Source organism: Paracoccus jeotgali, assembly GCF_002865605.1.
In the GTDB taxonomy this organism is placed as follows: domain Bacteria; phylum Pseudomonadota; class Alphaproteobacteria; order Rhodobacterales; family Rhodobacteraceae; genus Paracoccus; species Paracoccus jeotgali.
This window is the reverse complement of sequence record NZ_CP025583.1, coordinates 1,591,866-1,612,118: the sequence shown is the minus strand read 5'-3', so window position 1 is coordinate 1,612,118 and position 20,253 is coordinate 1,591,866. Positions and strand designations below refer to the sequence as shown.

Below are 20,253 nucleotides of genomic sequence, written 5' to 3'. Positions count from 1 at the left end.
GCCGATGGACCTCAAGACCCGCAAGCGCCTGTCGCTGCTGATCCTGATCATCGGGCTGCCGGGCTATATCGCCGTCGCCTGGATGCTGCTGGCCTATGTCAACGACCGCTGGGGCCGCCTGCCGATCTGGGCCGAGGGGCTGCTGGTCATGTTCCTGGGCATCGTCTGGATCCTGCCCTTCCGCCGCGTCTTCAGCGGCATCGGCAAGTCCGAGGACTGAGCGTGGCGGATGGCGTGCTGCACAGCCGGGTCGGTGTGACGCTGATCGGCGGCGGCGCGCTGCAACCGGGCGATCTGGACCTGGCGCTGGCGCATGCGCCCTGTCTGGTGGCGGCCGATGGCGGGGCCGACGCCGCGCTTGCCCTGGGTCACATGCCGGTCCGGGCGATCGGAGACCTCGATTCGATCTCGGACGCCGCCCGCGCCGCTTTGGGGCCGGACCGCCTGCTGCATGTGGCCGAGCAGGACAGCACCGATTTCGCCAAGGCGCTGACGCGGATCGAGGCGCCCTTTGTCATCGCCACCGGGTTTTCGGGGCGCCGGCTGGATCACACGCTGGCGGCGCTGAACGTGATGGTGCGCCACCGCCATCTGCCCTGCATCATGCTGACGGCCGAGGATATCGCCTTTGCCGTCCCGCCGCAGCTTGACCTGCCGCTGGCGCCCGGCACCCGTGTCTCGCTGTTTCCGATGGGGCCGGCGCAGGGGCGCAGCACCGGGCTGCTGTGGCCGATCGACGGCATCGCCTTTGCGCCCGACGGCTCCATCGGCACCTCGAACGCGGCGCTTGGGCCGGTGACGCTGGCGGTGACGGGGCCGGTGATCGGGCTGTTGCCGCGCGACTGTCTGGATCTGGCGCTGGCGGCGCTTACCGCTGCCACGTCCGGCTAAGCAGCGACAGCCAGTTCCGCCAGCAGATTTTCTCCAGAAGCGGCGTGTCATAGCCATGCGCCCGCATCGCCTCGACCAGCCGGGGCAGGGCGGCCGCGTCGGCCAGATCGTTCGGCATCAGCGCCCCGTCGAAGTCCGAGCCGAGCGCCACCCCGTCCTCGCCCAGATGGGTCAGCAGGTGGTCGAGATGGCGCAGATAGGGGTCGAACCCGTCAAAGGGCAGGCGCCGCCCGTCGGGCCGCACGAAGCCCGCAGCAAAGTTCAGGCCCACGACGCCCCCGGTCGCCGCGATCATCTGCAATTGCGCGTCGGTCAGGTTGCGGGTCGAGGGCGCGACGGCATGTGCCCCGGAATGGGTCGAGACGAGCGGCGCGCCGCTGATCCGGGCCACATCCTCGATCCCCTTGGCGTTCAGATGCGCCAGATCGACCATGATCCGCAGCCGGTCGCATTCCGCGATCAGCGCCTTGCCCTGATCGCTAAGGCCGGGGCCGGTATCCGGGTCGCCGGGAAAGGCGAAGGGCACGCCGTGGCCATGCGCGTTCGCCCGCGACCAGACCGGCCCCAGCGAGCGCAGGCCGAGCGTATGCCACAGATGCAGCACATCGGGGTCGGCCACGCCCTCGGCCCCCTCCATATGCAGGATGGCGGCGATGCGGCCCTGATCGCGCGCGGTCTCGATATCGGCCACGCTGCGACAAATCGTCAGGGTCCCGCTGCGTTCCAGCGCCGCCAACTGCCCGGCAAGGCGCAGCATATGCTCGGTCGCGGGGCCGGTGGGGATCGGCTGATCCAGAGGCACGGCATAGGGCGGGTTTTCCTGCCGCGCCTTCCAGTCGATGCCATCGGTCCCGGCGGGCGAAGGCGCCCACAGCGCGAAAAACCCGCCGAACATGCCGCCCGCGCGCAGCCGGGGCAGGTCGATATGGCCGCTGCCATCGCCCTCGGCCCAGATCGCCGCCGGGTCGGCCCCCGGTGCCACCAGCCGTTGCAGGAAATCATTATGGCCGTCAAACACCGGAATCATCGCGGGCTCCTTGCAGTTCGGCGGCAGTTTGCGTCGCCGCCCGTGCCGTCGCAACCGTCTTTCCGCCCGCGCCGATCCGTGGCAGTCTGACCCGGCACAGCCAATTTTGGAAAGAGCCAGCCATGCCACGGATCAGCCCCGACTTTGACGGCCAGACCGTCATCACCACCTTTGAGGTCACCCCCGGCACGGCGCATGATCTGATCGACGCGCTGACCGATGCGTGGGACAAGGTCATCAGCCGCCAGCCCGGTTTCATCGGCGGCGCGGTGCATCTGAACGACGCCCAGACCCGCGTCGCGACCTATTCCCAGTGGCGCGACCGGGGCGACTATCAGGCCATGCTGCGCACCCCCGAGATGCGAGAGCGCAACCGCGTCATCAACGCGCTGTGCCGCAGCTTCGAGCCGGTGATGTACGAGCTGCATTCCGTCTATGACGGCTGAGCGCGGGGTATGATGCAGGTGCAGAAACTCCGTGCAAATCCGGGCCGGGGCGGCTAGGGTCGCGCCCATCACAGGCAGGGGGCGCAGGGCATGGCCGGACGCATCATCACCGTGGCGCAGCAAAAGGGCGGCTCGGGCAAGACAACCATGGCCGTCAATCTGGCCGTCGCGCTGCGCCGGCGCGGTCTGGGCGTGGCGCTGATCGATACCGACCCGCAAGGCAGCCTTGGCCGGTGGTACATGGAGCGCATGGCGCGTTTCGGCGAGGATGAGGGGCTGGAGTTTTCAACCTCGTCCGCCTGGGGTGCGTCTTATGAAAGCGAAAAGCTGAAGAAGCGCTTCGACGTCGTCATCATCGACACGCCGCCCAAGATCGACAGCGACCTGCGCCCGGCGCTGCGGGTGGCGGATCTGGTGCTGGTGCCGGTCGCCTCGTCGCAGGTCGATCTGTGGGCGACCGAGGGCGTGCTGGACCTTGCCCGGCGCGAGCGGGCCTCGGTGCTGGTCGTGATGAACCGCACGCGCCCGAACACGCGGCTGGGGGTCGAGGTGGCGCAGGGCGCGGCCGATCTGGGCGCGACGCTTGCGGCGACGCAGATCGGCAACCGCGTGGCCTATGCCGAGACGCTGGGGCAGGGGTTGGCAGTCGCCGAGCGCAGCGACGCCAAGCCCGCGCGGGACGAGATCGAGGCGCTGGTAACCGAACTGCTGGAGATGTGGGCTTAAGCGCCGACTGACGCCGCCGGGGAACTTTTCGACGCGGCCGGGCTTTTCCCGGCATGACCGGGCGCAAGGATCAGACCGCGCGCCCGTCCCTTGCGTTGAAAGGAATTTTCCATGACCGACATTCGCAAATCGGCACTGGCACTCGCGCTGCTGGCGCCCATGGGGATCGCCGCCTGCGTGCCGGCCAGTGATCCCGTCGTTGTCCCGACCTCGCCCGCGACCGAAACCGACGCCTGCGGCTCTGCCGCCTATCAGCAATTCGTGGGGCAGAAATCGCCCGCGATCTCGCTGCCCGCAGGGGCCGAGTTCCGCCATTATCGCACCGGCGATCCGGTGACGCTGGACCTGCGCCCCGAGCGGTTGAACTTTGAATATGACCGCAGCGGCACGCTGATCCGCGTGAGCTGCGGCTGACATGACAAGGGCGGCCGTTCTGGCCGCCCTCTTTCGTTTCCCGTCCGCGCCTCAGCGCCGCCGCTTGGACCGCTTGTTGCCGCCGCGCTGGCCCGCGCGCCCGGCGCTGGACCGGCCAGAGGCCCCGACCGCGGCCTCGGCCGCCGCTTCCACCGCGGCCTGCCGCGCCAGCGGATCGTCGGCCACGGCCAGTTCCACCGCCTCGAGCCGCTTGACCTCGTCGCGCAGCCGGGCGGCTTCCTCGAATTCCAGGTTCTCGGCGGCCTTGCGCATCCCGGCCCGCAGCGCGTCCAGATGGGCGGCCAGATTGGCGCCGATCAGCGGCTTTTCGACGCGCGTCGTAATACGCGCCTGATCCGTGTCGCCCTGCCACAGCCCGGCCAGCACATCATCGACATTCTTGCGCACCGTCTGCGGGGTGATGCCGTGTTCCTCGTTATAGGCCATCTGCTTGGCCCGGCGGCGGTCGGTCTCGGCCAGCGCGCGTTCCATGCTGCCGGTCATGCGGTCGGCATACAGGATCACCCGCCCGTCCGCGTTCCGCGCCGCCCGCCCGATGGTCTGGATCAGCGAGGTTTCCGAGCGCAGGAAACCTTCCTTGTCGGCATCCAGAATCGCCACCAGCCCGCATTCGGGAATATCAAGTCCTTCCCGCAACAGGTTGATTCCGATCAGAACATCGAACGCACCCAGCCGCAGGTCGCGGAGGATCTCGATCCGCTCGATGGTGTCGATGTCCGAGTGCATGTAGCGCACCTTGATGCCCTGCTCGTGCAGATATTCGGTCAGATCCTCGGCCATGCGCTTGGTCAGGGTGGTCACCAGCGTCCGATAGCCCTGCGCGTTCACCCGCCGGATCTCGTCCAGCAGATCGTCGACCTGCATCTCGACCGGGCGGATCTCGACCTGCGGGTCCAGAAGGCCGGTGGGACGGATTACCTGTTCGACAAAGACGCCGCCGGTCTGGTCCAGCTCCCACTCTTTCGGCGTGGCCGAGACAAAGACCGACTGGGTCCGCATCGCGTCCCATTCCTCGAACTTCAGCGGGCGGTTGTCCATGCAGGAGGGCAGCCGGAAGCCGTGCTCTGCCAGCGTGAACTTGCGCCGGTAGTCGCCGCGATACATGCCGCCGATCTGCGGCACGCTGACATGCGATTCGTCGGCAAAGACGATGGCATTGTCGGGAATGAATTCGAACAGCGTCGGCGGCGGCTCGCCGGGCGCGCGGCCGGTCAGATAGCGGGAATAGTTCTCGATCCCGTTGCAGACGCCGGTCGCCTCGAGCATTTCGAGGTCGAAATTCGTCCGCTGTTCCAGCCGCTGCGCCTCGAGCAGCTTGCCTTCGTCATTCAGCTGGATCAGCCGCACGCGAAGTTCTTCCTTTATCCCCTTGATAGCCTGACGCAAAGTTGGACGAGGCGTCACATAGTGGCTGTTGGCGTAGATGCGGATCTGCTTGAAATCATCGGTCTTGGCGCCGGTCAGCGGATCGAACTCGGTGATCTTTTCCAGTTCCGGTCCAAAGAAGTCGAAGCGCCAAGCCCGGTCCTCGAGGTGGGCGGGCCAGACCTCGACCACGTCGCCGCGCACGCGGAACCCGCCGCGCTGGAACGCCGCGTCCAGCCGCCGGTATTGCTGGGCGACAAGCTGGCCGATGAATTCGCGCTGATCGTAGTTCTGCCCCACGATCATGTCCTGCGTCATCGCCGAATAGGTCTCGACCGAGCCGATGCCATAGATGCAGGATACCGAGGCCACGATGATCACATCGTCGCGTTCCAGCAGCGCCCGCGTTGCCGAGTGGCGCATCCGGTCGATGGCCTCGTTGATCTGCGATTCCTTCTCGATATAGGTGTCCGAGCGGGCGACATAAGCCTCGGGCTGGTAATAGTCGTAATAGCTGACGAAATATTCGACCGCGTTGTCGGGGAAGAACCCCTTGAACTCGCCGTAAAGCTGCGCCGCCAGCGTCTTGTTGGGGGCGAGGATGATGGCCGGGCGCTGCGTTTCCTCGATCACCTTGGCCATGGTGAAGGTCTTGCCGGTGCCGGTGGCGCCCAGCAGCACCTGATCGCGGTCGCCCGCCGTGATGCCCGCCGTCAGCTCGGCAATGGCCGTCGGCTGGTCGCCCGCGGGTTCGAAATCCGACTTCATCACAAAGCGCCGCCCGCCCTCGAGCTTTGGCCGCGTCACCTCGGCAAAGCGGGGCAGGGGCGCGTTGGTATTGTTGTGACCCATGGTTTTACCTTTGTTCCGGTTCCCTAAATGGCGATTCAGACAGCCGTTGCAAGGGCCGGGCGGTGTGACAGCGTGACGTGGGCGCGCCACTTGATCCCGTGGCGCACATGGCCGATAACATGGCCAGAGCCAATATTGGGAAAGCCAGCCATGCGCGTCCGCATCTATCAGCCCGCCCGCAACGCCATGCAATCGGGAACCGCACGGACGCGGCACTGGTTTCTGGAATTCCCGCAGGCCGAGCCGCGCGACATCGACCCGCTGATGGGCTGGACCAGTTCCGAAGACACCCAAAGCCAGGTCCGCATGCGCTTCGACACCCGCGCCGACGCCGAGGCCTATGCCCGCGAGAACGGGTTGGATTACGTCATCCAGCCCTCGCACAAGCGCTCGCTGAACATCCGCCCGCGCGGCTATGGCGAGAATTTCGCGACCGACCGCGTGGCGCCTTGGACGCATTGAACGCCGCGCGGTTCACATGACGCAGCACGAATCGAAGACCACGTCGCCCGACGCGCTGAAGATCGCGCCGGAAAGCCCGCTGGCGGCGGATCTGGACCTGCTGTTTCAGCGCCACACGCAGGACATGCACGCCGACACGCCGCCCGAATCGATCCACATGCTGGATCGCTCGGACCTCGTCGCGCCCGATATCGGGTTCTTCGTCATGCGCGATGCGGGCCGGCCGGTGGCGATGGGGGCGTTGAAGCGGATCGACGCGACCCATGCCGAGATCAAGTCGATGCATGTGCTGGCCGAGGATCGCGGCCGGGGCCTGTCGCGCGCCATGCTGACCGCGTTGCTGGACGCCGCCCGCGACCGGGGCTATCGCCGCGTCAGTCTGGAAACCGGCATCCAGCCCACCTTCATCGCCGCCCGCGCCCTGTATCAGCGCGCGGGCTTCGTCGAATGTGGTCCGTTTCAGGGCTATGGCCCGGACCCAAACAGCGTCTTCATGACCTGCGAGCTCTAGCCGATTTCTCGCCGCCCGTTGCTTGCATCCGGCCGGCGTTTCGCGCATTCAATGCGGGCGCGGTCCCGTAGCTCAACTGGATAGAGCGGCCGACTTCTAATCGGCAGGTTGGGCGTTCGAGTCGTCCCGGGATCGCCAGCAGAAACCAGTCACGCGCCTTCAGCTATCCGCTTCAAGCACCCGTGCCACCGCCAGCGCCGCCAGCGCGGGCAGGGTCAGCAGGTCGTGGACCTGCGCCACGCGGGCGGGGGTGTAATAGCCTTCCTCGTGCAGAATGTTGACCGTGGCCACCATTTTGCCGGCAAGGATGATCGGCAGGTTCACCACCGACCCGCAGCCAAGGCGGCCGATCAGCTCGGCATCGGGAAAGACGGTGTCGATCTCGGCCAGCGTGTTGGCGACGAAAGCCTCGTGGCGGCCGTGAACCTGCTCGAACCAGCGGTTCATCTGGATCGTCTTGGTGCCCGAGGTGGGATAGTTCGCGGCGTCGTCGGTATAGGCGCGGCGCGACTCCATCCGTTCCATATCCGCCGTCATCACGGTGAACAGTTTGGCGCCGACCGTGGCCTTGGTCAGGGTGCACAGCGCGTCGAACGCCTGCGTGGGCGTCTCGGCGGAGGCCAGTGCGGCCTCGAAAATATGGCGCGGGTCTTGGGTCATGCGATTTCCTTGTCGTGATCGGCCCCGACCGAGGCCGCATAAAGCGCCTGCGAATAGGGGTGGTTGAAGCTGCCGTCATGCAGCGCGGTGGCGGGCGCGATCTCGACGATGCGGCCCTTGTTCATCACGGCCATGCGCTCGCACATGAAACCCACCACCGGCAGGTTGTGGGTGACCATCAGATAGGTCAGCCCCTGTTCGCGCCGCAGCCGCTTGAGAAGGTTCAGGATTTCCGCCTGCACCGAGACATCCAGCGCCGAGGTCGGCTCGTCCAGCAGCATCACCTTGGGTTCCAGCATCAGCGCTCGCGCGATGGCGACGCGCTGCCGCTGCCCGCCGGAAAGCTGGTGCGGAAAGCGGAAGCGGAAGCGCTGGTCGAGGCCGACGGCGGACAGGATCTCGGCCACGCGGCGGTCGCGGTTGCCGATGCCGTGGATGATCAGCGGCTCGGACAGGACCGCATCGACGGTCTTGCGCGGATGCAGCGAGCCATAGGGGTCCTGAAACACCATCTGGCAGCGCCGCGCAAAGGCCCGGTCCGGGCGTTTGCCGCAGGGCTGGCCCAGCACCGTGATCTCGCCCGTCCAATCGGGGGCGAGGCCGGCGATAGCCTTGAGGATGGTCGATTTTCCCGACCCGCTTTCCCCGACAAGAGCAAAGCTCTCGCCCTCGGCCACGGACAGCGTGACGTCATGGACGACGCGCGAGGCGCCATAGGCGATGTTCAGATCGGTCAGCGTGATCGCGTTCATGTTCCACCCCATGCGCTGCGGTCCAGCACCGGCAATTCGTCGCGGGTCTCGCGCATCCGCGGCACCGCCGCCAGCAGCCCGCGTGTATAGGGATGGCGCGCCTTGTGCAGTTCCGAGGCGACGCAGCTTTCCACCACCTCGCCCGCATGCATCACCAGAATGCGGTCGCAATAGCGCGCCACAAGGTTCAGGTCGTGGCTGATCAGGATCAGCCCCATGCCCTTGTCGCGCACCTGTTCGTCGATCAGGTCCAGCACCTGCGCCTGCACCGAGACATCCAGCGCCGAGGTCGGCTCGTCCGCGATCAGCAGGTCGGGGCGCGGAATCAGCATCATGGCGATCATGATCCGCTGGCCCATCCCGCCCGAGACCTCGTGCGGATAAAGCGCCGTCACCCGCTCCGGCTCGTTGATGCGGACCGAATGCAGCATCTCGATCACCCGCGCGCGCAGGTCGCTGCGGGGCAGGTTCTCGTGCGTGACAAGCGCCTCGGCGATCTGGGCGCCGACGGTCATCACCGGGTTCAGCGAGAATTTCGGGTCCTGCATGATCATCGAGATCCGCGCCCCGCGCAGCCGGCGCATGGCGCGTTCGGACTGCGCCTGCAGGTCGATGCCGTCGAAGATCAGCCGGTCGGCCTGCTGGTGGCCCGGACGCCGGATCAGGCGCAGGATGGCGCGGCCGGTCATCGACTTGCCCGAGCCGCTTTCGCCGACAATCCCCAGACGCTCGCGGCCCAGGGTCAGCGACAGGCCGCGCACCACGTCCACGCGGCCCTTGTTGGTCGGAAAGCTGACGCGCAGGTTCTCGATCTCCAGCAGGGGCGCGGTCATGACTTGCCCCCCTGCTTGGGGTCCAGAACGTCGCGCAGCCCGTCGCCCAGAAAGCAGAAGCCCAGCGAGACGAGGATGATGGCAAAGCCCGGCATCGTCGCCACCCACCATTGGTCAAGGATGAACGTCCGCCCGCGCGAGATCATCGCCCCCCATTCCGGCAGCGGCGGCTGCGCGCCCAGACCCAGGAATCCCAGCCCGGCGGCGGTCAGGATGATGCCTGCCATGTCCAGCGTCACCCGCACGATCATGGAGGAACTGCACAGCGGCAGCACATGGCCCACGATCACCCGCAGGTCGGACGCCCCCAGCAGCCGCGTCGCCATGATGAATTCGGAATTGCGGAAGGTCAGCGTCTCGGCCCGGGCGATGCGGGCATAGGCGGGCCAGGCGGTGATGGCGATGGCGATGACCGCGTTCTCGATCCCCGGTCCAAGCGCCGCGACAAAGGCCAGCGCCAGGATCAGCTTGGGCATGGACAGGAACACATCGGTCACGCCCATCAGCACCTTGTCCACCCAACCGCCGAAATAGCCCGAGATCGCGCCGATCAGCAGCCCCAGCGGGGCCGAGATCACCGCGACAAGCGCCACGATCATCAGCGTGATCCGCGAGCCATAGACCACGCGGCTGAAGATATCGCGGCCCAGCTCGTCCGTGCCCATCCAGTGCAGGCCCGAGGGCGGCAGCAACCGCTGGCCGAGGTTCTGGCCATAGGGGCTGTAGGGCGCGATCCAGGGCGCAAAGGCCGCGGTCAGCAGCAGCACCAGCAGGATCACCCCGCCAAGCACCGCCAGCGGATTGCGCAGCAGCGCCACCCACATCCGATACAGCCGCCCCATGCTCGCCTGCAGCCGCGAGGCCGGGCTTTCGTCCAGCAGCCAGCGTTTCGTCAGGATCATCTTGGCCCCCTTTGTCCTAGCGGCTGCGCGGGTCGAGCACGCGATACAGCACGTCCGACAGGCGGTTGATCAGGATGAACACGGCGCCGATGACCAGCGTGGCCCCAAGAACAGAGTTCATGTCGGCGTTCAGCAGCGCCTGCGTCAGGTAGTTGCCGATGCCGGGCCAGCTGAACACGGTCTCGATCATCACCGAGCCTTCCAGCAGCGCCGCATAGGACAGCCCGATCACGGTGATCAGCTGCACGCGGATGGGGCGAAAGGCGTGGACCCAGATCACCCGCCACTCGGCCACGCCCTTGACGCGGGCGGTGGTGACATATTCCTGCGCCAACTGGTCCAGCATGAAGCTGCGCGTCATCCTCGCGATGTAGGCCAGCGCAAAGAAGCCAAGGATCGCGGCCGGCAGGATCAGGTGATCGACGGCGTTGCGCAGAACGTCCCAGTCGCGGGCGAGGGTGGCGTCGACCAGCATCAGCCCGGTCCGCGCCGGCACCAGCCCGTCATAGAAGATATCCACACGCCCCGGCCCCGCGACCCAGCCGAGACCGGCATAAAACACCGCCAGCCCGACCAGCCCCAGCCAGAAGGCCGGCACCGAATAGCCCAGCAGGGCCACGACCCGGATCACCTGATCGACCCATTGCCCCTGCCGCGCGGCCGCCCAGACCCCCAGCGGCACGCCCAAGCCCACGCCGATCAGGATTCCCAGCGTCGCCATTTCCAGCGTCGCCGGAAACACCACCGCCAGATCCTGCGCGACGGAACGGTTAGTCGTCACCGACCGGCCCAGATCGCCCCGGAACACGTCGGTCACATAGCTGCCGAACTGCACGATCAGCGGCCGGTCAAGGCCCATGGCGCTGCGCGCGGCCTCGTATTGCTCGGTCGTGGCGCGGTCGCCGACCACCGCCAGCACCGGGTCAATGGGAATGACGCGCCCGATGAAGAAGGTGATCGCCAGAAGGCCGATGAATGTCAGCAGCGTCAGCACCGCGAATTCGGTGACCGAGCCGACCGTCTGCCGCCAACGGGGTCGTCCCTGCAGAAAAGCAGCCATTCGCGCCTCCTCGTGAATGCTGCCTGCGGTGATAGAGCAATTTTCAGGAATTACAAAAAATAATTTTTGCGTTGCCAATATTTTCTTAGTAGCGTTCCGGCAGACGGGCCGCGCGGGCCTGTCGCGGCAAGCGAGGGGGAGGGCGGTTGCGATGAACGACGAACAGCCGCAGACCCGGCCCCAGCCGGATGCCGCGCGGGCCGAGCCGCGTCTTGGCCCCGCGATCCGAAAGCGGCGCAAGCAGATGCGGCTGACGCTGCAGGCGGTCTCGGCCGCGTCGGGGGTCTCGGTCGGCTATCTGAGCCAGGTCGAGCGTGACAATGCCACCCCTACGCTGGGCACGCTGGCGCAGATCGCCGATGCGCTGGGGGTGGGGCTGGATTATTTCGTCTCGGCCCCCAAACCGGCCGACGGGCTGACCCGCGCAGATCAGCGGCCGACATTCTCGCTGCCCCATTCCGCGCTGGGTTATGAAGACCTCGCCGCCGGTTTTCCGGGGGCCGAGCTGTCCAGCTATATCCTGACCGTGCCGCCGGGTTACGAATCCGAACTTGTCCAGCATGAGGGTGAAGAGATCATCTATCTGCTCGACGGCGAGATCGTGCAGGAACTGGGCGGGCAGGCGTTCCACATGCGGCAGGGCGACGCGCTGCATTACAGCGGCGACACCCCCCATGCCTGGCGCAACCCGACCGACCGCCCGGCGCGCATCCTGTGGACCGGCACGCTGACCGTGCTGACCCCGCGCGGTGCCGCCGCGATCCCCGAAATGACCCCGCGTGCCCCGCGCCAGACCGCGCGCAGCAAGACCCGCGCCCGCGACGACTGACGGCACCGGCCCCCCCATCCAACGAGGAGAGAGACCATGAAACACCTGACTTCCGCCCTGCTGGCAAGCGCGCTTGCGCTGCCCCTGAGCGCGCCCGCCGCGCTGGCCGAGACGCCCGACGGCGTGCTGGTCGTCGCGCAGAACATCGACGACATCGTGGCCATCGACCCGGCGCAGGCCTATGAGTTCACCTCGGGCGAGATCGTGACCAACCTCTATGACCGGCTGGTGCAGTATGATGCCGAGGATGTGACCGTGCTGGCCGGCGGGCTTGCCTCGGACTGGCAGGTCGATGCCGATGCGCGGACCATCACCTTCACCCTGCGCGACGGGGCGAAATTCGCCTCGGGCAATCCGGTGACGGCGGATGACGTGGTCTATTCGCTGGCCCGCGTGGTCAAGCTGAACCTGACCCCGGCCTTCATCCTGACCCAGCTTGGCTGGACGCCCGAGAATGTCGATCAGATGGTGACCGGGCAGGACGGGCAGGTGACGGTGAAATACGAGGGCGACTTCTCGCCGTCCTTCGTGCTGAACGTGCTGGCCTCGCGCCCGGCCTCGATCGTCGACAGCGTCGTGGTCAAGGAGCATGAGCAGGACGGCGACATGGGCAATGCCTGGCTGAACGAGAACGCGGCCGGGTCCGGCCCCTTTGTGCTCGACCGCTATACGCCAGCGCAGATGGTCCGCATGTCGGCGAACAAGGATTATTTCAAGGGCGCGCCGGCCATCGACAGCGTCATCATCCGCCATGTGGCCGAGGCCGCGACCCAGCAATTGCTGCTGGAAAAAGGCGATATCGACCTGGCGCGAAACCTGACCCCGGACCAGATCGCCTCGATGAACAGCGATGAGATCAAGGTCGAGACCTATCCCCAGGCCGCCGTCCACTTCCTGTCCTTCAATCAGAAAACCGACAGCCTGACCGACCCGGCGGTGTGGCAGGCCGCGCGCTATCTGGTGAATTACGAAGGCATGGCCGACAGCATCGTCAAGGGGCAGATGAAGGTGCATCAGGCCTTCTGGCCGCAGGGCTTCCCCGGTTCCTATGACGAGACGCCGTTTACCCATGACCCGGAAAAGGCCAAGCAGATCCTCGCCGATGCGGGTGTGGAAACGCCGATCACGGTGACGCTGGACGTCATCAACTCGGCCCCCTTCACCGATATGGCGCAGTCGCTTCAGGCGGGTTTTGCCGAGGCCGGGATCAATTTCGAGATCCTGCCCGGCACCGGCAGCCAGGTCATCACCAAATACCGCGAGCGCAGCCATCAGGCGATGCTGCTGTATTGGGGCCCCGATTTCATGGACCCCCATTCCAACGCCAAGGCCTTCGCCTATAACCCCGACAACTCGGACGAGAACTATGCCGCGACGACGACATGGCGCAACGCCTGGGCCGTCCCGGACGAGATGAACGCCGAGACCATGGCCGCCCTGTCCGAAACCGACCCCGCCAAGCGTGAGGAGATGTATCGCGACCTGCAGCGCAAGGTGCAGGAAGATTCGCCCATCATCATCATGTTCCAGGCCGCTTATCAGGTGGCGATGGACAAGGGGGTGACCGGCTATGTGAACGGCGCGACCTCCGACTTTGTCTATTACCGTCTGGTCGAGAAAGAGTGATCAGCCCCTCGGGCCGCCGCATCCGGGCGGCCCGTTTCCATTCCCGTTACCGCAATGAAGGCCGCCGATGTCCGCTTTTCCCCTGACCGAAACCCGCCTTGCCAGCCTGCGCGCCCGCATGGCCTCGACCGGCACCGATCTGGTGGCGCTTGGGCCGTCCAGCCATATGCTGTGGACGACCGGCGTCCATCCTCACGGCGACGAACGCCCGGTGCTGCTGCTGATCAGCGCCGATCGCGCCGGCTTCCTGATGCCCTCGCTGAACGCCGATGCGGCGCGCAAGGCGACCGATCTGCCCTTCCGCTGCTGGCGCGACGATGAAGGCCCGGATGCCGCGCTGTCGGCGCTGCTGGAGGATTGCGACGCCCGCCGCCCCGGCCTGTCGGTGGTTCTGGACGAGACCATGCGCGCCGATTTCGCGCTGCTTCTGCTGGACGCGATGGACAGCCCAAGCCGCCGCTTCACCGGCGATACCCTGGCCGCGCTGCGCGCCGTCAAGGATGCAGGCGAGGCCGCCGCGATCAAATCCGCGCATCGGGTGAACGATCAGGCCGTCCGCAAGGCCTTCGCCGCGCTGCGTGAGGGCATGACAGAGCTTGAGGTGCAGGCGCTGATTGCCGCCGAATACGAACGGCAGGGCGCGGCGCCGGTCTTCTGCTCGGTCTGTTTCGGGCCTAACAGCGCCTTTCCGCATCACAGTTCCGGCACCACGCGGCTGGCGCGCGACATGGCGGTGATGATCGACACCGGCTGTCGGGTCGACGGCTATCCGTCCGACATGACGCGCAGCGGCTTTTTCGGCACCCCGGACGAGGAATACCGCCGCGTCTTCGCCGTCGTCGAAAGCGCGGTGCAGGCGGCGCTGAAGGCCGCCAAACCCGGCGTCCCGGCGGCCGAGGTCGACCGCGCCGCCCGCCAGACCATCGCCGATGCCGGATACGGCGACAATTTCCTGCACCGAACCGGCCACGGGCTGGGGCTGGATATCCACGAGCCGCCTTATATCGCCGCCAGTTCCGACGCGGTGCTGCAGGCCGGCAACGTCTTTTCCATCGAACCGGGGATCTATCTGTCCGGCCGCTTCGGTGTGCGGCTCGAGGAAATCGTCATCCTGCGCGAGGACGGCCCCGAGATCTTCTCGGACATGCCGCGCGACATGGTCGTGCTGTAACGCCTGCGCCGGTCCCGCCATCCGGGGCCGGCGGCTTTCATTCGGGCTTGTGCAACCGCGCCTTGCGTTCTATCTTTGTTCGGATGAAACGCAGCCTTCAGGACAAGCTGGCCATTCTGGCCGATGCGGCGAAATACGACGCCTCTTGCGCGTCGTCCGGCACCACGCGGCGCGATTCGCGCGCCGGCGGGATCGGCAGCGCGGGCGGGTCGGGCATCTGCCACGCCTACACGCCCGACGGGCGATGCGTCAGCCTGCTGAAGATCCTGATGACGAATTTCTGCATCTATGACTGCGCCTATTGCATCAACCGCGTCTCGTCAGGCGTCGAGCGGGCGCGGTTCTCGCCCGAGGAAGTCGTCAGCCTGACGCTGGAATTCTATCGCCGCAATTATATCGAGGGGTTGTTCCTGTCCTCGGGCATCATCCGCAGCCCCGACGACACCATGGCCGACATGGTGCGGATCGCGCGGATGCTGCGGATCGACCACGGCTTCAAGGGGTATATCCACCTCAAGACCATCCCCGAGGCCTCGGCCGAATTGATCGAGCAGGCGGGGCTGTTCGCCGACCGCTTGTCAGTCAATATCGAGCTGCCGCAGGATGCCAGCACCCGCAAGCTGGCGCCCCAGAAAAAGCCCGAAACCATCCGCGCCGCCATGGCCGGCGTCCGCCTGTCGCGCGAGGCCAGCCGAGAGCGCAGCCATACCGGCAAGCGCTCCGCGCGATTCGCCCCGGCCGGGCAATCGACGCAGATGATCGTGGGAGCGGATGCGGCCTCGGATCGCGATATCCTGACCACCTCGGCGCGGCTCTATAGCGGCTATGATCTGAAGCGGGTGTATTATTCCGCCTTTTCGCCGATCCCCGACGCCTCGACCGCGCTGCCGCTGATCAAGCCGCCATTGATGCGCGAGCATCGGCTGTATCAGGCTGACTGGCTGATGCGGTTTTATGGCTTCGAGGTCGAGGAAATCGCCGGCGTCGCGCCCTCGGGCAATCTCGATCTGACGCTCGATCCCAAGCTGGCATGGGCGCTGGCCAACCGCGCTCAGTTCCCGGTCGATGTGAACAAGGCCTCGCGAGAGATGCTGCTGCGCATCCCCGGCTTTGGCACGCGCACGGTCACCCGCATCCTCGCTGCCCGCCGCTCTGGACCGGTGCGGTACGGCGATCTGCTGCGGATCGGGGCGCTGATGGGCAAGGCCGCGCCCTTTGTCGTGCTGCCGGACTGGCGGCCCGGCGCGCTGACCGACAGCCAGGCGCTGCGCGACAAGTTCGCGCCGCCGCCCGAGCAGCTGTCCCTGTTCTGATGATCCGCGTCACGCTGCCGCCGCTGGGGTTCGTGCAGATCTGGCGCGATGCGGCACGGCTGCTGGCCAGCCATGACACGCCGCCCGAATCGGTGATCTGGTCGCGCGACGCGGCGGCGGATCTGTTCGGCGGCGGCGATCCCTTGCCCGAACGCGACGGACCGGCGCGCGTGACCGCGCCCGCATCCTTTCAGCGGCTGGTCGAGACGGTGCTCTGCCACCGCGACCCGCAGGCGCCGTCATGGCTGTATCAGGCGCTTCACCGGCACCAGCGCGACCTGCGCGCGCTATTCAACCCCGCCGACCCGCTGACCCGCAGGCTCGAGGAACTGGCCAAGCCGGTCCGGCGCGAGATCCACAAGATGCACGCCTTCGTCCGCTTTCGCGAGCTGCCTGCCGCTGGCCCGCGCCGCAGCTTTGGCGCCTGGTTCGAGCCCGAGCACGCGATTCTCGAAGCCGCGACGCCGTTTTTCGCAAAACGCTTCGCCGATATGGACTGGATGATCGCGACGCCGCAGGGTGTCGCGCGCTTCGATGGCAGGCTGACCTTTCACCCGCCCGCGCCCCGGCCCGACCTGCCCGAGGACGCCTCCGAGGCGCTGTGGGGCACCTATTTCGCCAATATCTTCAACCCCGCGCGGCTGGCGGTAAAGGCGATGCAGTCGGAAATGCCGCGGAAATACTGGTCGAACCTGCCCGAAACGCGGCTGATCCCCGAGATGCTGGCCGGCGCCGATGCGCGCGTCGCCGCCATGCGCGCCGCCATGCCCACCGACACGCCGGCGCGGGCGCAGCGCATCCTTAACCGGCAGGCGCCGCAGATGGACTTACAGCGCCCGCAGACACTGGCAGAGGCGCAGCATCAGGCCGCCGCCTGCCGCCGCTGCGGACTGTGCGAGGCCGCGACCCAGACCGTGTGGGGCGAAGGTCCGCCCGATGCGCCCCTGATGATCGTGGGCGAGGCGCCGGGCGACGCCGAGGATCTGTCAGGCCGCCCCTTTGTCGGCCCCGCCGGGCAGTTGCTGCGCGAGGAACTGGCCCGCGCCGAGATCGGCCCCACCTGGCTGACCAACGCGGTGAAACATTTCAAATTCACCCCGCGCGGCAAGCGCCGCCTGCACCAGAACCCGACGCGGGGCGAGATCAGCCATTGCCGCTGGTGGCTGGATCTGGAACGCGAGATGGTGCGGCCAAAGCTGACCGTGGCGCTCGGCGCCTCGGCCGCCTTCGCGCTGACCGGCAGCGCCGCCCCCCTGACCCCCCGCCGTGGCCGGATCGAGCCCGCCACCGACGGCGGCCCGGTCCTGCTGACCTGGCACCCCAGCCGCATCCTGCGCCTGCCCACGCCGGACCAACCCGCCGCCCGCGCCGAACTGGCCGCCGACCTGGCAACGGCGCGGGAGGTGCTGGCAAGGATCGAGGCGGGGTAGCGTCTAGGCGGTGTCGAAGCACGGCGGCCGGAGGAGCGACAGAGACGGCTCTAGGCGCCAGCAATCTTGGCTGAGCAACCGCAAGGGTCGCTGCACGCTCACGACGAAAATCAATTGAAAATCAAATTGGTGGAGCCAAGGAGTTTGCAGTCCGACGGGCAATTTAATACAAACCCTTGTTTTGAAAGAAAAATATTTAGATATTCTAACCGCAGCGCCAGACAATGTTGCGGGATTTGTTGCGGGATTCTTGCTAGCTCAATACGCGCCCAGACGACCCCACATGAGGTTCCTCGCTCATGCTAAAAGCTCTCTGATCAAATCATCTTCTGAGGGGAGTCCGCCCCGAGATAGAATCGATTTGTGAGCATTGCAAAGAAGCAACCACGCCCTCGTCCAGTTTTCTGGCTCAAGCTTCGATTCTGAACCATGGGCGATCCTGCTCCGATCGCGATAGCTTTTTCTTGCGACACTGTAGGTCGTGGCGCGGGATTCAGTTGACGACAGTAGTTGCGCTAACAGCAACGATATTCTGTGCGTTATTTCGGACTGAACTCGGAAGAGACTTTCAAGCGCCTGCCAGATATGAAGAATTGAAGAAGATATATCAGGCATTAGCGGAGCTTTGTTCATTGCCCCGCGGACAATCCGGGCAGGCGCATGCTTTTCTTCAATTCTTCTCCACACTGCCGCATCCTCGACTGCCTTCGAGAACACCGCCGAGGTCAGGCAATTTCTGGTTTCGTTGCTGTCGCCCCTGAGGCAGCTGAAGGTTAATTCCTTCGACCAACTTTTCACCTTCGATTCGTGAATTGTTATGCCCTCTGACAAATCGTCCGGCAGGCTGGAATGTCGGATCGGCGAAGATCGAGCGTTAATGCCCGCATAAGCGTTGAGCGAGTGACTTGTTGCAAGCGGTACAATGGTCGGCGACATTCCAGCCGCATATAAGGCAGCACGCAGTATGTCCAGGAGATCATAAGCTTCACGAGGATCGGCGGCTTCTATCGAAATCTCAAGGTTTACGTGCTTTAGGAACAGGTCCATTAAGCCGGCAGGAACTCTCATGTGTCCGCCGACTTCAAGCGAGTACAGATCAAAGATGGACACGTCCCATCTCCGGCTGACCAAGGAGAAGCCGTCGAGAACGATTTCTTCGGACTTGGGGCAGTTCCAAAAAAGAGCCGGGAAATGAAACGTGCTCATGCGAATCCCCTGCGCCGGATGAGGCCCCTCGGGTTGAAGCGCACTCGAACCAGGGGATGATGTAACGTCTCCGCGGGACAGCCAAGCCACCGATGTTGCGGGATTTGTTGCGGCAAACCTTGGAAGCAGCGTGATGTTGCGGGATGTCAGCTATAAGTTGTTGATAACAAATCGAAAAATTATTTGAGTGGTGGAGCCAAGGGGAGTCGAACCCCTGACCTCTTGAATGCCATTCAAGCGCTCTACCAACTGAGCTATGGCCCCACCGGAGGTCTGCTGCGGCGCCATGCGCTGCGGCTGTGGGGCGTCGTATAGGGCGCGTCCGGGGGGGGTGCAAGCGGAAAAATGCGGTGGTGACGATCTTCCGGCGCGCGGGCATGGAAAGCCGGTTGACGGCTTGATCTCGCCGAGGTTTCGGAGAGCCCCCCTTGCCAGTGCGGTGGGGACTGAGGGCCGCGAACAAGGCGCAGGCAAGCGGGTTCGCTGCAGCATTCGGGCTGCCGTTCCAGCGGCGTTGTGGGGAGGCGGGCGGCCTGCCGCCAGCGCCGCACCAAGCGGTCGCCACGCGCAGCCGGAACCGCCGGACCAGATAGGCGATGCCCTCCGGTCCGGCAGCGGATATCAGTCTTCGTCTTCGGTCGTGCGGTCGGCGATCTCGTCCAGCGAGACGTCGGCGTCGTCGTCGTCATCGTCCAGCAGGTCGTCGTCCAGCTCGGCGCTGTCGTCTTCTTCCAACTCGTCATCGACCAGATCGTCGCTCGGCTCGACCACCTTGCTCGAGGTCTTTTCGGCGGCGATGGTGCGGCCGCGGCCGCTGGTCAGGCTGTCCAGCGTGAACTGGGCCTCGCAGGCCGGGCAGGTCATCGGGTCGTTCTGAAGGTCATAGAAACGCGTCCCGCAATGCGGGCAGAGGCGCTTCGTGCCCCATTCTTCCTTGGGCATGGTAATCTCCTTGCGCGGCGGTTAGGTGAATCGCGGACGCCCTGCCACACGCCTTTCAGGCTGTAAAGAACTTTCCGCCCGCATGGACCGAATGTGACGATGGACGAACAGATCGCGGTCGAGGAATTTGTCGTGCTGGTCCGGCGCCATGCGCGGGCGCGGCGGATGACGCTGCGGGTCTCGCGTGCGGACGGGCGGGTGCTGCTGACGCTGCCCCTGCGCGCCAGCCTGCGGGCGGGGCAGCAATTCGCGGCCTCGAAGGCAGGGTGGTTGCGGCGAACCGTCGCACAGATGCCGCAGCCCTCGGTCGTGGCCGAGGGCGCGCGCCTGCCGGTGGCGGGGGTCGAGGTCACGCTGCGGCTGCTGCCGGTCAAGGCGGTGACGCTGCAGGGCGACATACTGGCGGTGCCGCAGAACCGCCCCGCCGGGCCCACGGTTCAGGCCTGGCTGCGGCATCGGGCGCATCTGGCGCTGCGGGTCTCGGTCGACCGCCACGCCGCCGTTCTGGGCCGCAGCCCCACGGCGCTGGCGCTGCGCGACACCCGCTCTCGCTGGGGAAGCTGCACGGCGGAGGGGCGGCTGATGTTTTCGTGGCGGCTGGCGATGGCGCCGCCGCCGGTGCTGGATTACGTCGCCGCGCATGAGGTCGCGCATCTGGCGCATATGGACCACTCGCCGCGCTTCTGGGCGCAGGTCGAGGCGTTGATGCCCGGCCACGCCCCGCACCGCGCCTGGCTGCGCCGACACGGGGCCGAGCTGATGGCATGGCGCTTTCGCGACGCGCCCGACGCGCAGCCTTGACGCTGCCCGATAT

The 20,253-nt window shown here is 66.2% G+C and carries 22 protein-coding genes and 2 tRNA genes; 14 read left to right on the top strand and 10 right to left on the bottom strand.

What is annotated here, in order from left to right:
* The first annotated feature begins 4 nt into the window (after window positions 1–4).
* Both CYR75_RS07870 and CYR75_RS07865 read left to right on the top strand, forming a co-directional pair.
* Window positions 5–220 (top strand): DUF2842 domain-containing protein, encoded by a 216-nt coding sequence (locus CYR75_RS07870; RefSeq protein ID WP_101499541.1) that lies wholly within the window; start codon window positions 5–7, stop codon window positions 218–220.
* 2 nt (window positions 221–222) lie between these two features.
* Window positions 223–891: a thiamine diphosphokinase gene (locus CYR75_RS07865; protein WP_101499540.1), complete on the top strand. Its 669-nt coding sequence runs from the start codon at window positions 223–225 to the stop codon at window positions 889–891.
* On the opposite strand, the gene CYR75_RS07860 is transcribed toward CYR75_RS07865, so the two are convergent.
* Complete coding sequence (locus tag CYR75_RS07860; RefSeq protein ID WP_101499539.1) at window positions 869–1,918, bottom strand: dipeptidase; 1,050 nt, start codon at window positions 1,916–1,918, stop codon at window positions 869–871. The two genes, CYR75_RS07865 and CYR75_RS07860, sit on opposite strands and share 23 nt — an antisense overlap.
* A gap of 122 nt (window positions 1,919–2,040) precedes the next feature.
* On the opposite strand from CYR75_RS07860, the gene CYR75_RS07855 reads away from it, so the two are divergent.
* From CYR75_RS07855 to CYR75_RS07845, 3 genes are all read left to right on the top strand, one after another.
* A complete protein-coding gene (locus tag CYR75_RS07855; RefSeq protein ID WP_101499538.1) occupies window positions 2,041–2,364 on the top strand; it encodes an antibiotic biosynthesis monooxygenase family protein in 324 nt (107 codons plus the stop codon).
* A gap of 90 nt (window positions 2,365–2,454) precedes the next feature.
* Window positions 2,455–3,090 (top strand): ParA family partition ATPase, encoded by a 636-nt coding sequence (gene parA / locus CYR75_RS07850; protein ID WP_101499537.1) that lies wholly within the window; start codon window positions 2,455–2,457, stop codon window positions 3,088–3,090.
* 111 nt (window positions 3,091–3,201) lie between these two features.
* Complete coding sequence (locus CYR75_RS07845) at window positions 3,202–3,504, top strand: I78 family peptidase inhibitor (RefSeq protein WP_101499536.1); 303 nt, start codon at window positions 3,202–3,204, stop codon at window positions 3,502–3,504.
* 51 nt (window positions 3,505–3,555) lie between these two features.
* Here CYR75_RS07845 and uvrB read toward each other — a convergent pair whose 3' ends face one another.
* Window positions 3,556–5,742 (bottom strand): excinuclease ABC subunit UvrB, encoded by a 2,187-nt coding sequence (uvrB, locus tag CYR75_RS07840; protein ID WP_101499535.1) that lies wholly within the window; start codon window positions 5,740–5,742, stop codon window positions 3,556–3,558.
* 150 nt (window positions 5,743–5,892) lie between these two features.
* Between uvrB and CYR75_RS07835 the strand changes: the two genes are divergently transcribed.
* The 3 genes from CYR75_RS07835 to CYR75_RS07825 all read left to right on the top strand — a co-directional run bounded on the left by CYR75_RS07835 (window position 5,893) and on the right by CYR75_RS07825 (window position 6,853).
* Window positions 5,893–6,204, top strand: a complete 312-nt coding sequence (locus CYR75_RS07835; protein WP_101499534.1) for an ETC complex I subunit — start codon at window positions 5,893–5,895, stop codon at window positions 6,202–6,204.
* 16 nt (window positions 6,205–6,220) lie between these two features.
* Window positions 6,221–6,715: a GNAT family N-acetyltransferase gene (locus tag CYR75_RS07830; RefSeq protein WP_101499533.1), complete on the top strand. Its 495-nt coding sequence runs from the start codon at window positions 6,221–6,223 to the stop codon at window positions 6,713–6,715.
* Between the two features lie 61 nt (window positions 6,716–6,776).
* A tRNA-Arg gene (locus CYR75_RS07825) sits at window positions 6,777–6,853 on the top strand.
* Between the two features lie 21 nt (window positions 6,854–6,874).
* On the opposite strand, the gene CYR75_RS07820 is transcribed toward CYR75_RS07825, so the two are convergent.
* The 5 genes from CYR75_RS07820 to CYR75_RS07800 are packed head-to-tail and all read right to left on the bottom strand — an operon-like array spanning window position 6,875 to window position 10,922.
* The gene (locus CYR75_RS07820) at window positions 6,875–7,375 is read right to left on the bottom strand and encodes a GAF domain-containing protein (protein WP_101499532.1); all 501 of its coding nucleotides are present in this window, start codon (window positions 7,373–7,375) and stop codon (window positions 6,875–6,877) included.
* Window positions 7,372–8,127, bottom strand: a complete 756-nt coding sequence (locus CYR75_RS07815) for an ABC transporter ATP-binding protein (RefSeq protein ID WP_101499531.1) — start codon at window positions 8,125–8,127, stop codon at window positions 7,372–7,374. The genes CYR75_RS07820 and CYR75_RS07815 overlap by 4 nt, the downstream gene beginning before the upstream one ends.
* The gene (locus CYR75_RS07810) at window positions 8,124–8,960 is read right to left on the bottom strand and encodes an ABC transporter ATP-binding protein (protein ID WP_101499530.1); all 837 of its coding nucleotides are present in this window, start codon (window positions 8,958–8,960) and stop codon (window positions 8,124–8,126) included. Before CYR75_RS07810 ends, CYR75_RS07815 begins: the two co-directional genes overlap by 4 nt.
* A complete protein-coding gene (locus tag CYR75_RS07805) occupies window positions 8,957–9,862 on the bottom strand; it encodes an ABC transporter permease (RefSeq protein ID WP_101499529.1) in 906 nt (301 codons plus the stop codon). The genes CYR75_RS07810 and CYR75_RS07805 overlap by 4 nt, the downstream gene beginning before the upstream one ends.
* A 16-nt stretch (window positions 9,863–9,878) precedes the next feature.
* Window positions 9,879–10,922, bottom strand: coding sequence for an ABC transporter permease (locus CYR75_RS07800; protein ID WP_192876642.1), 1,044 nt, complete (start codon window positions 10,920–10,922; stop codon window positions 9,879–9,881).
* A gap of 151 nt (window positions 10,923–11,073) precedes the next feature.
* Here CYR75_RS07800 and CYR75_RS07795 point away from each other — a divergent pair, with 151 nt between their 5' ends.
* The 5 genes from CYR75_RS07795 to CYR75_RS07775 all read left to right on the top strand — a co-directional run bounded on the left by CYR75_RS07795 (window position 11,074) and on the right by CYR75_RS07775 (window position 17,291).
* On the top strand, window positions 11,074–11,751 hold the full coding sequence (locus CYR75_RS07795; protein WP_101499527.1) for a helix-turn-helix domain-containing protein: 678 nt from the start codon (window positions 11,074–11,076) through the stop codon (window positions 11,749–11,751).
* 36 nt (window positions 11,752–11,787) lie between these two features.
* A complete protein-coding gene (locus CYR75_RS07790; protein WP_101499526.1) occupies window positions 11,788–13,377 on the top strand; it encodes an ABC transporter substrate-binding protein in 1,590 nt (529 codons plus the stop codon).
* 67 nt (window positions 13,378–13,444) lie between these two features.
* Window positions 13,445–14,548, top strand: a complete 1,104-nt coding sequence (locus CYR75_RS07785; protein WP_101499525.1) for a M24 family metallopeptidase — start codon at window positions 13,445–13,447, stop codon at window positions 14,546–14,548.
* Between the two features lie 83 nt (window positions 14,549–14,631).
* Window positions 14,632–15,861, top strand: a complete 1,230-nt coding sequence (locus CYR75_RS07780; RefSeq protein WP_101499524.1) for a putative DNA modification/repair radical SAM protein — start codon at window positions 14,632–14,634, stop codon at window positions 15,859–15,861.
* Window positions 15,861–17,291 (top strand): UdgX family uracil-DNA binding protein, encoded by a 1,431-nt coding sequence (locus CYR75_RS07775; protein ID WP_101499523.1) that lies wholly within the window; start codon window positions 15,861–15,863, stop codon window positions 17,289–17,291. Before CYR75_RS07780 ends, CYR75_RS07775 begins: the two co-directional genes overlap by 1 nt.
* A 297-nt stretch (window positions 17,292–17,588) precedes the next feature.
* On the opposite strand, the gene CYR75_RS07770 is transcribed toward CYR75_RS07775, so the two are convergent.
* From CYR75_RS07770 to CYR75_RS07760, 3 genes are all read right to left on the bottom strand, one after another.
* Complete coding sequence (locus CYR75_RS07770) at window positions 17,589–18,497, bottom strand: HEPN domain-containing protein (RefSeq protein WP_225972642.1); 909 nt, start codon at window positions 18,495–18,497, stop codon at window positions 17,589–17,591.
* A gap of 188 nt (window positions 18,498–18,685) precedes the next feature.
* Window positions 18,686–18,761 (bottom strand) — tRNA-Ala (locus CYR75_RS07765).
* A gap of 357 nt (window positions 18,762–19,118) precedes the next feature.
* Window positions 19,119–19,439 carry an FYDLN acid domain-containing protein gene (locus tag CYR75_RS07760; RefSeq protein WP_101499522.1) on the bottom strand — a complete coding sequence of 107 codons (321 nt, stop codon included), beginning with the start codon at window positions 19,437–19,439 and terminating at the stop codon, window positions 19,119–19,121.
* A gap of 99 nt (window positions 19,440–19,538) precedes the next feature.
* Here CYR75_RS07760 and CYR75_RS07755 point away from each other — a divergent pair, with 99 nt between their 5' ends.
* Window positions 19,539–20,240 (top strand): M48 family metallopeptidase, encoded by a 702-nt coding sequence (locus tag CYR75_RS07755; RefSeq protein WP_101499521.1) that lies wholly within the window; start codon window positions 19,539–19,541, stop codon window positions 20,238–20,240.
* The last annotated feature ends 13 nt before the right edge of the window (window positions 20,241–20,253 follow it).

Coding starts and splice junctions, on each gene's coding strand:
- CYR75_RS07795 (WP_101499527.1), top strand. CDS start 11,074: ATGAACGACGAACAGCCGCAGACCCGGCCCCAGCCGGATGCCGCGCGG.
- CYR75_RS07860 (WP_101499539.1), bottom strand. CDS start 1,918: ATGATTCCGGTGTTTGACGGCCATAATGATTTCCTGCAACGGCTGGTG.
- CYR75_RS07830 (WP_101499533.1), top strand. CDS start 6,221: ATGACGCAGCACGAATCGAAGACCACGTCGCCCGACGCGCTGAAGATC.
- CYR75_RS07820 (WP_101499532.1), bottom strand. CDS start 7,375: ATGACCCAAGACCCGCGCCATATTTTCGAGGCCGCACTGGCCTCCGCC.
- CYR75_RS07785 (WP_101499525.1), top strand. CDS start 13,445: ATGTCCGCTTTTCCCCTGACCGAAACCCGCCTTGCCAGCCTGCGCGCC.
- CYR75_RS07805 (WP_101499529.1), bottom strand. CDS start 9,862: ATGATCCTGACGAAACGCTGGCTGCTGGACGAAAGCCCGGCCTCGCGG.
- CYR75_RS07870 (WP_101499541.1), top strand. CDS start 5: ATGGACCTCAAGACCCGCAAGCGCCTGTCGCTGCTGATCCTGATCATC.
- CYR75_RS07835 (WP_101499534.1), top strand. CDS start 5,893: ATGCGCGTCCGCATCTATCAGCCCGCCCGCAACGCCATGCAATCGGGA.
- uvrB (WP_101499535.1), bottom strand. CDS start 5,742: ATGGGTCACAACAATACCAACGCGCCCCTGCCCCGCTTTGCCGAGGTG.
- CYR75_RS07775 (WP_101499523.1), top strand. CDS start 15,861: ATGATCCGCGTCACGCTGCCGCCGCTGGGGTTCGTGCAGATCTGGCGC.
- CYR75_RS07815 (WP_101499531.1), bottom strand. CDS start 8,127: ATGAACGCGATCACGCTGACCGATCTGAACATCGCCTATGGCGCCTCG.
- CYR75_RS07760 (WP_101499522.1), bottom strand. CDS start 19,439: ATGCCCAAGGAAGAATGGGGCACGAAGCGCCTCTGCCCGCATTGCGGG.
- parA (WP_101499537.1), top strand. CDS start 2,455: ATGGCCGGACGCATCATCACCGTGGCGCAGCAAAAGGGCGGCTCGGGC.
- CYR75_RS07845 (WP_101499536.1), top strand. CDS start 3,202: ATGACCGACATTCGCAAATCGGCACTGGCACTCGCGCTGCTGGCGCCC.
- CYR75_RS07790 (WP_101499526.1), top strand. CDS start 11,788: ATGAAACACCTGACTTCCGCCCTGCTGGCAAGCGCGCTTGCGCTGCCC.
- CYR75_RS07780 (WP_101499524.1), top strand. CDS start 14,632: ATGAAACGCAGCCTTCAGGACAAGCTGGCCATTCTGGCCGATGCGGCG.
- CYR75_RS07810 (WP_101499530.1), bottom strand. CDS start 8,960: ATGACCGCGCCCCTGCTGGAGATCGAGAACCTGCGCGTCAGCTTTCCG.
- CYR75_RS07770 (WP_225972642.1), bottom strand. CDS start 18,497: ATGAGCACGTTTCATTTCCCGGCTCTTTTTTGGAACTGCCCCAAGTCC.
- CYR75_RS07800 (WP_192876642.1), bottom strand. CDS start 10,922: ATGGCTGCTTTTCTGCAGGGACGACCCCGTTGGCGGCAGACGGTCGGC.
- CYR75_RS07755 (WP_101499521.1), top strand. CDS start 19,539: ATGGACGAACAGATCGCGGTCGAGGAATTTGTCGTGCTGGTCCGGCGC.
- CYR75_RS07855 (WP_101499538.1), top strand. CDS start 2,041: ATGCCACGGATCAGCCCCGACTTTGACGGCCAGACCGTCATCACCACC.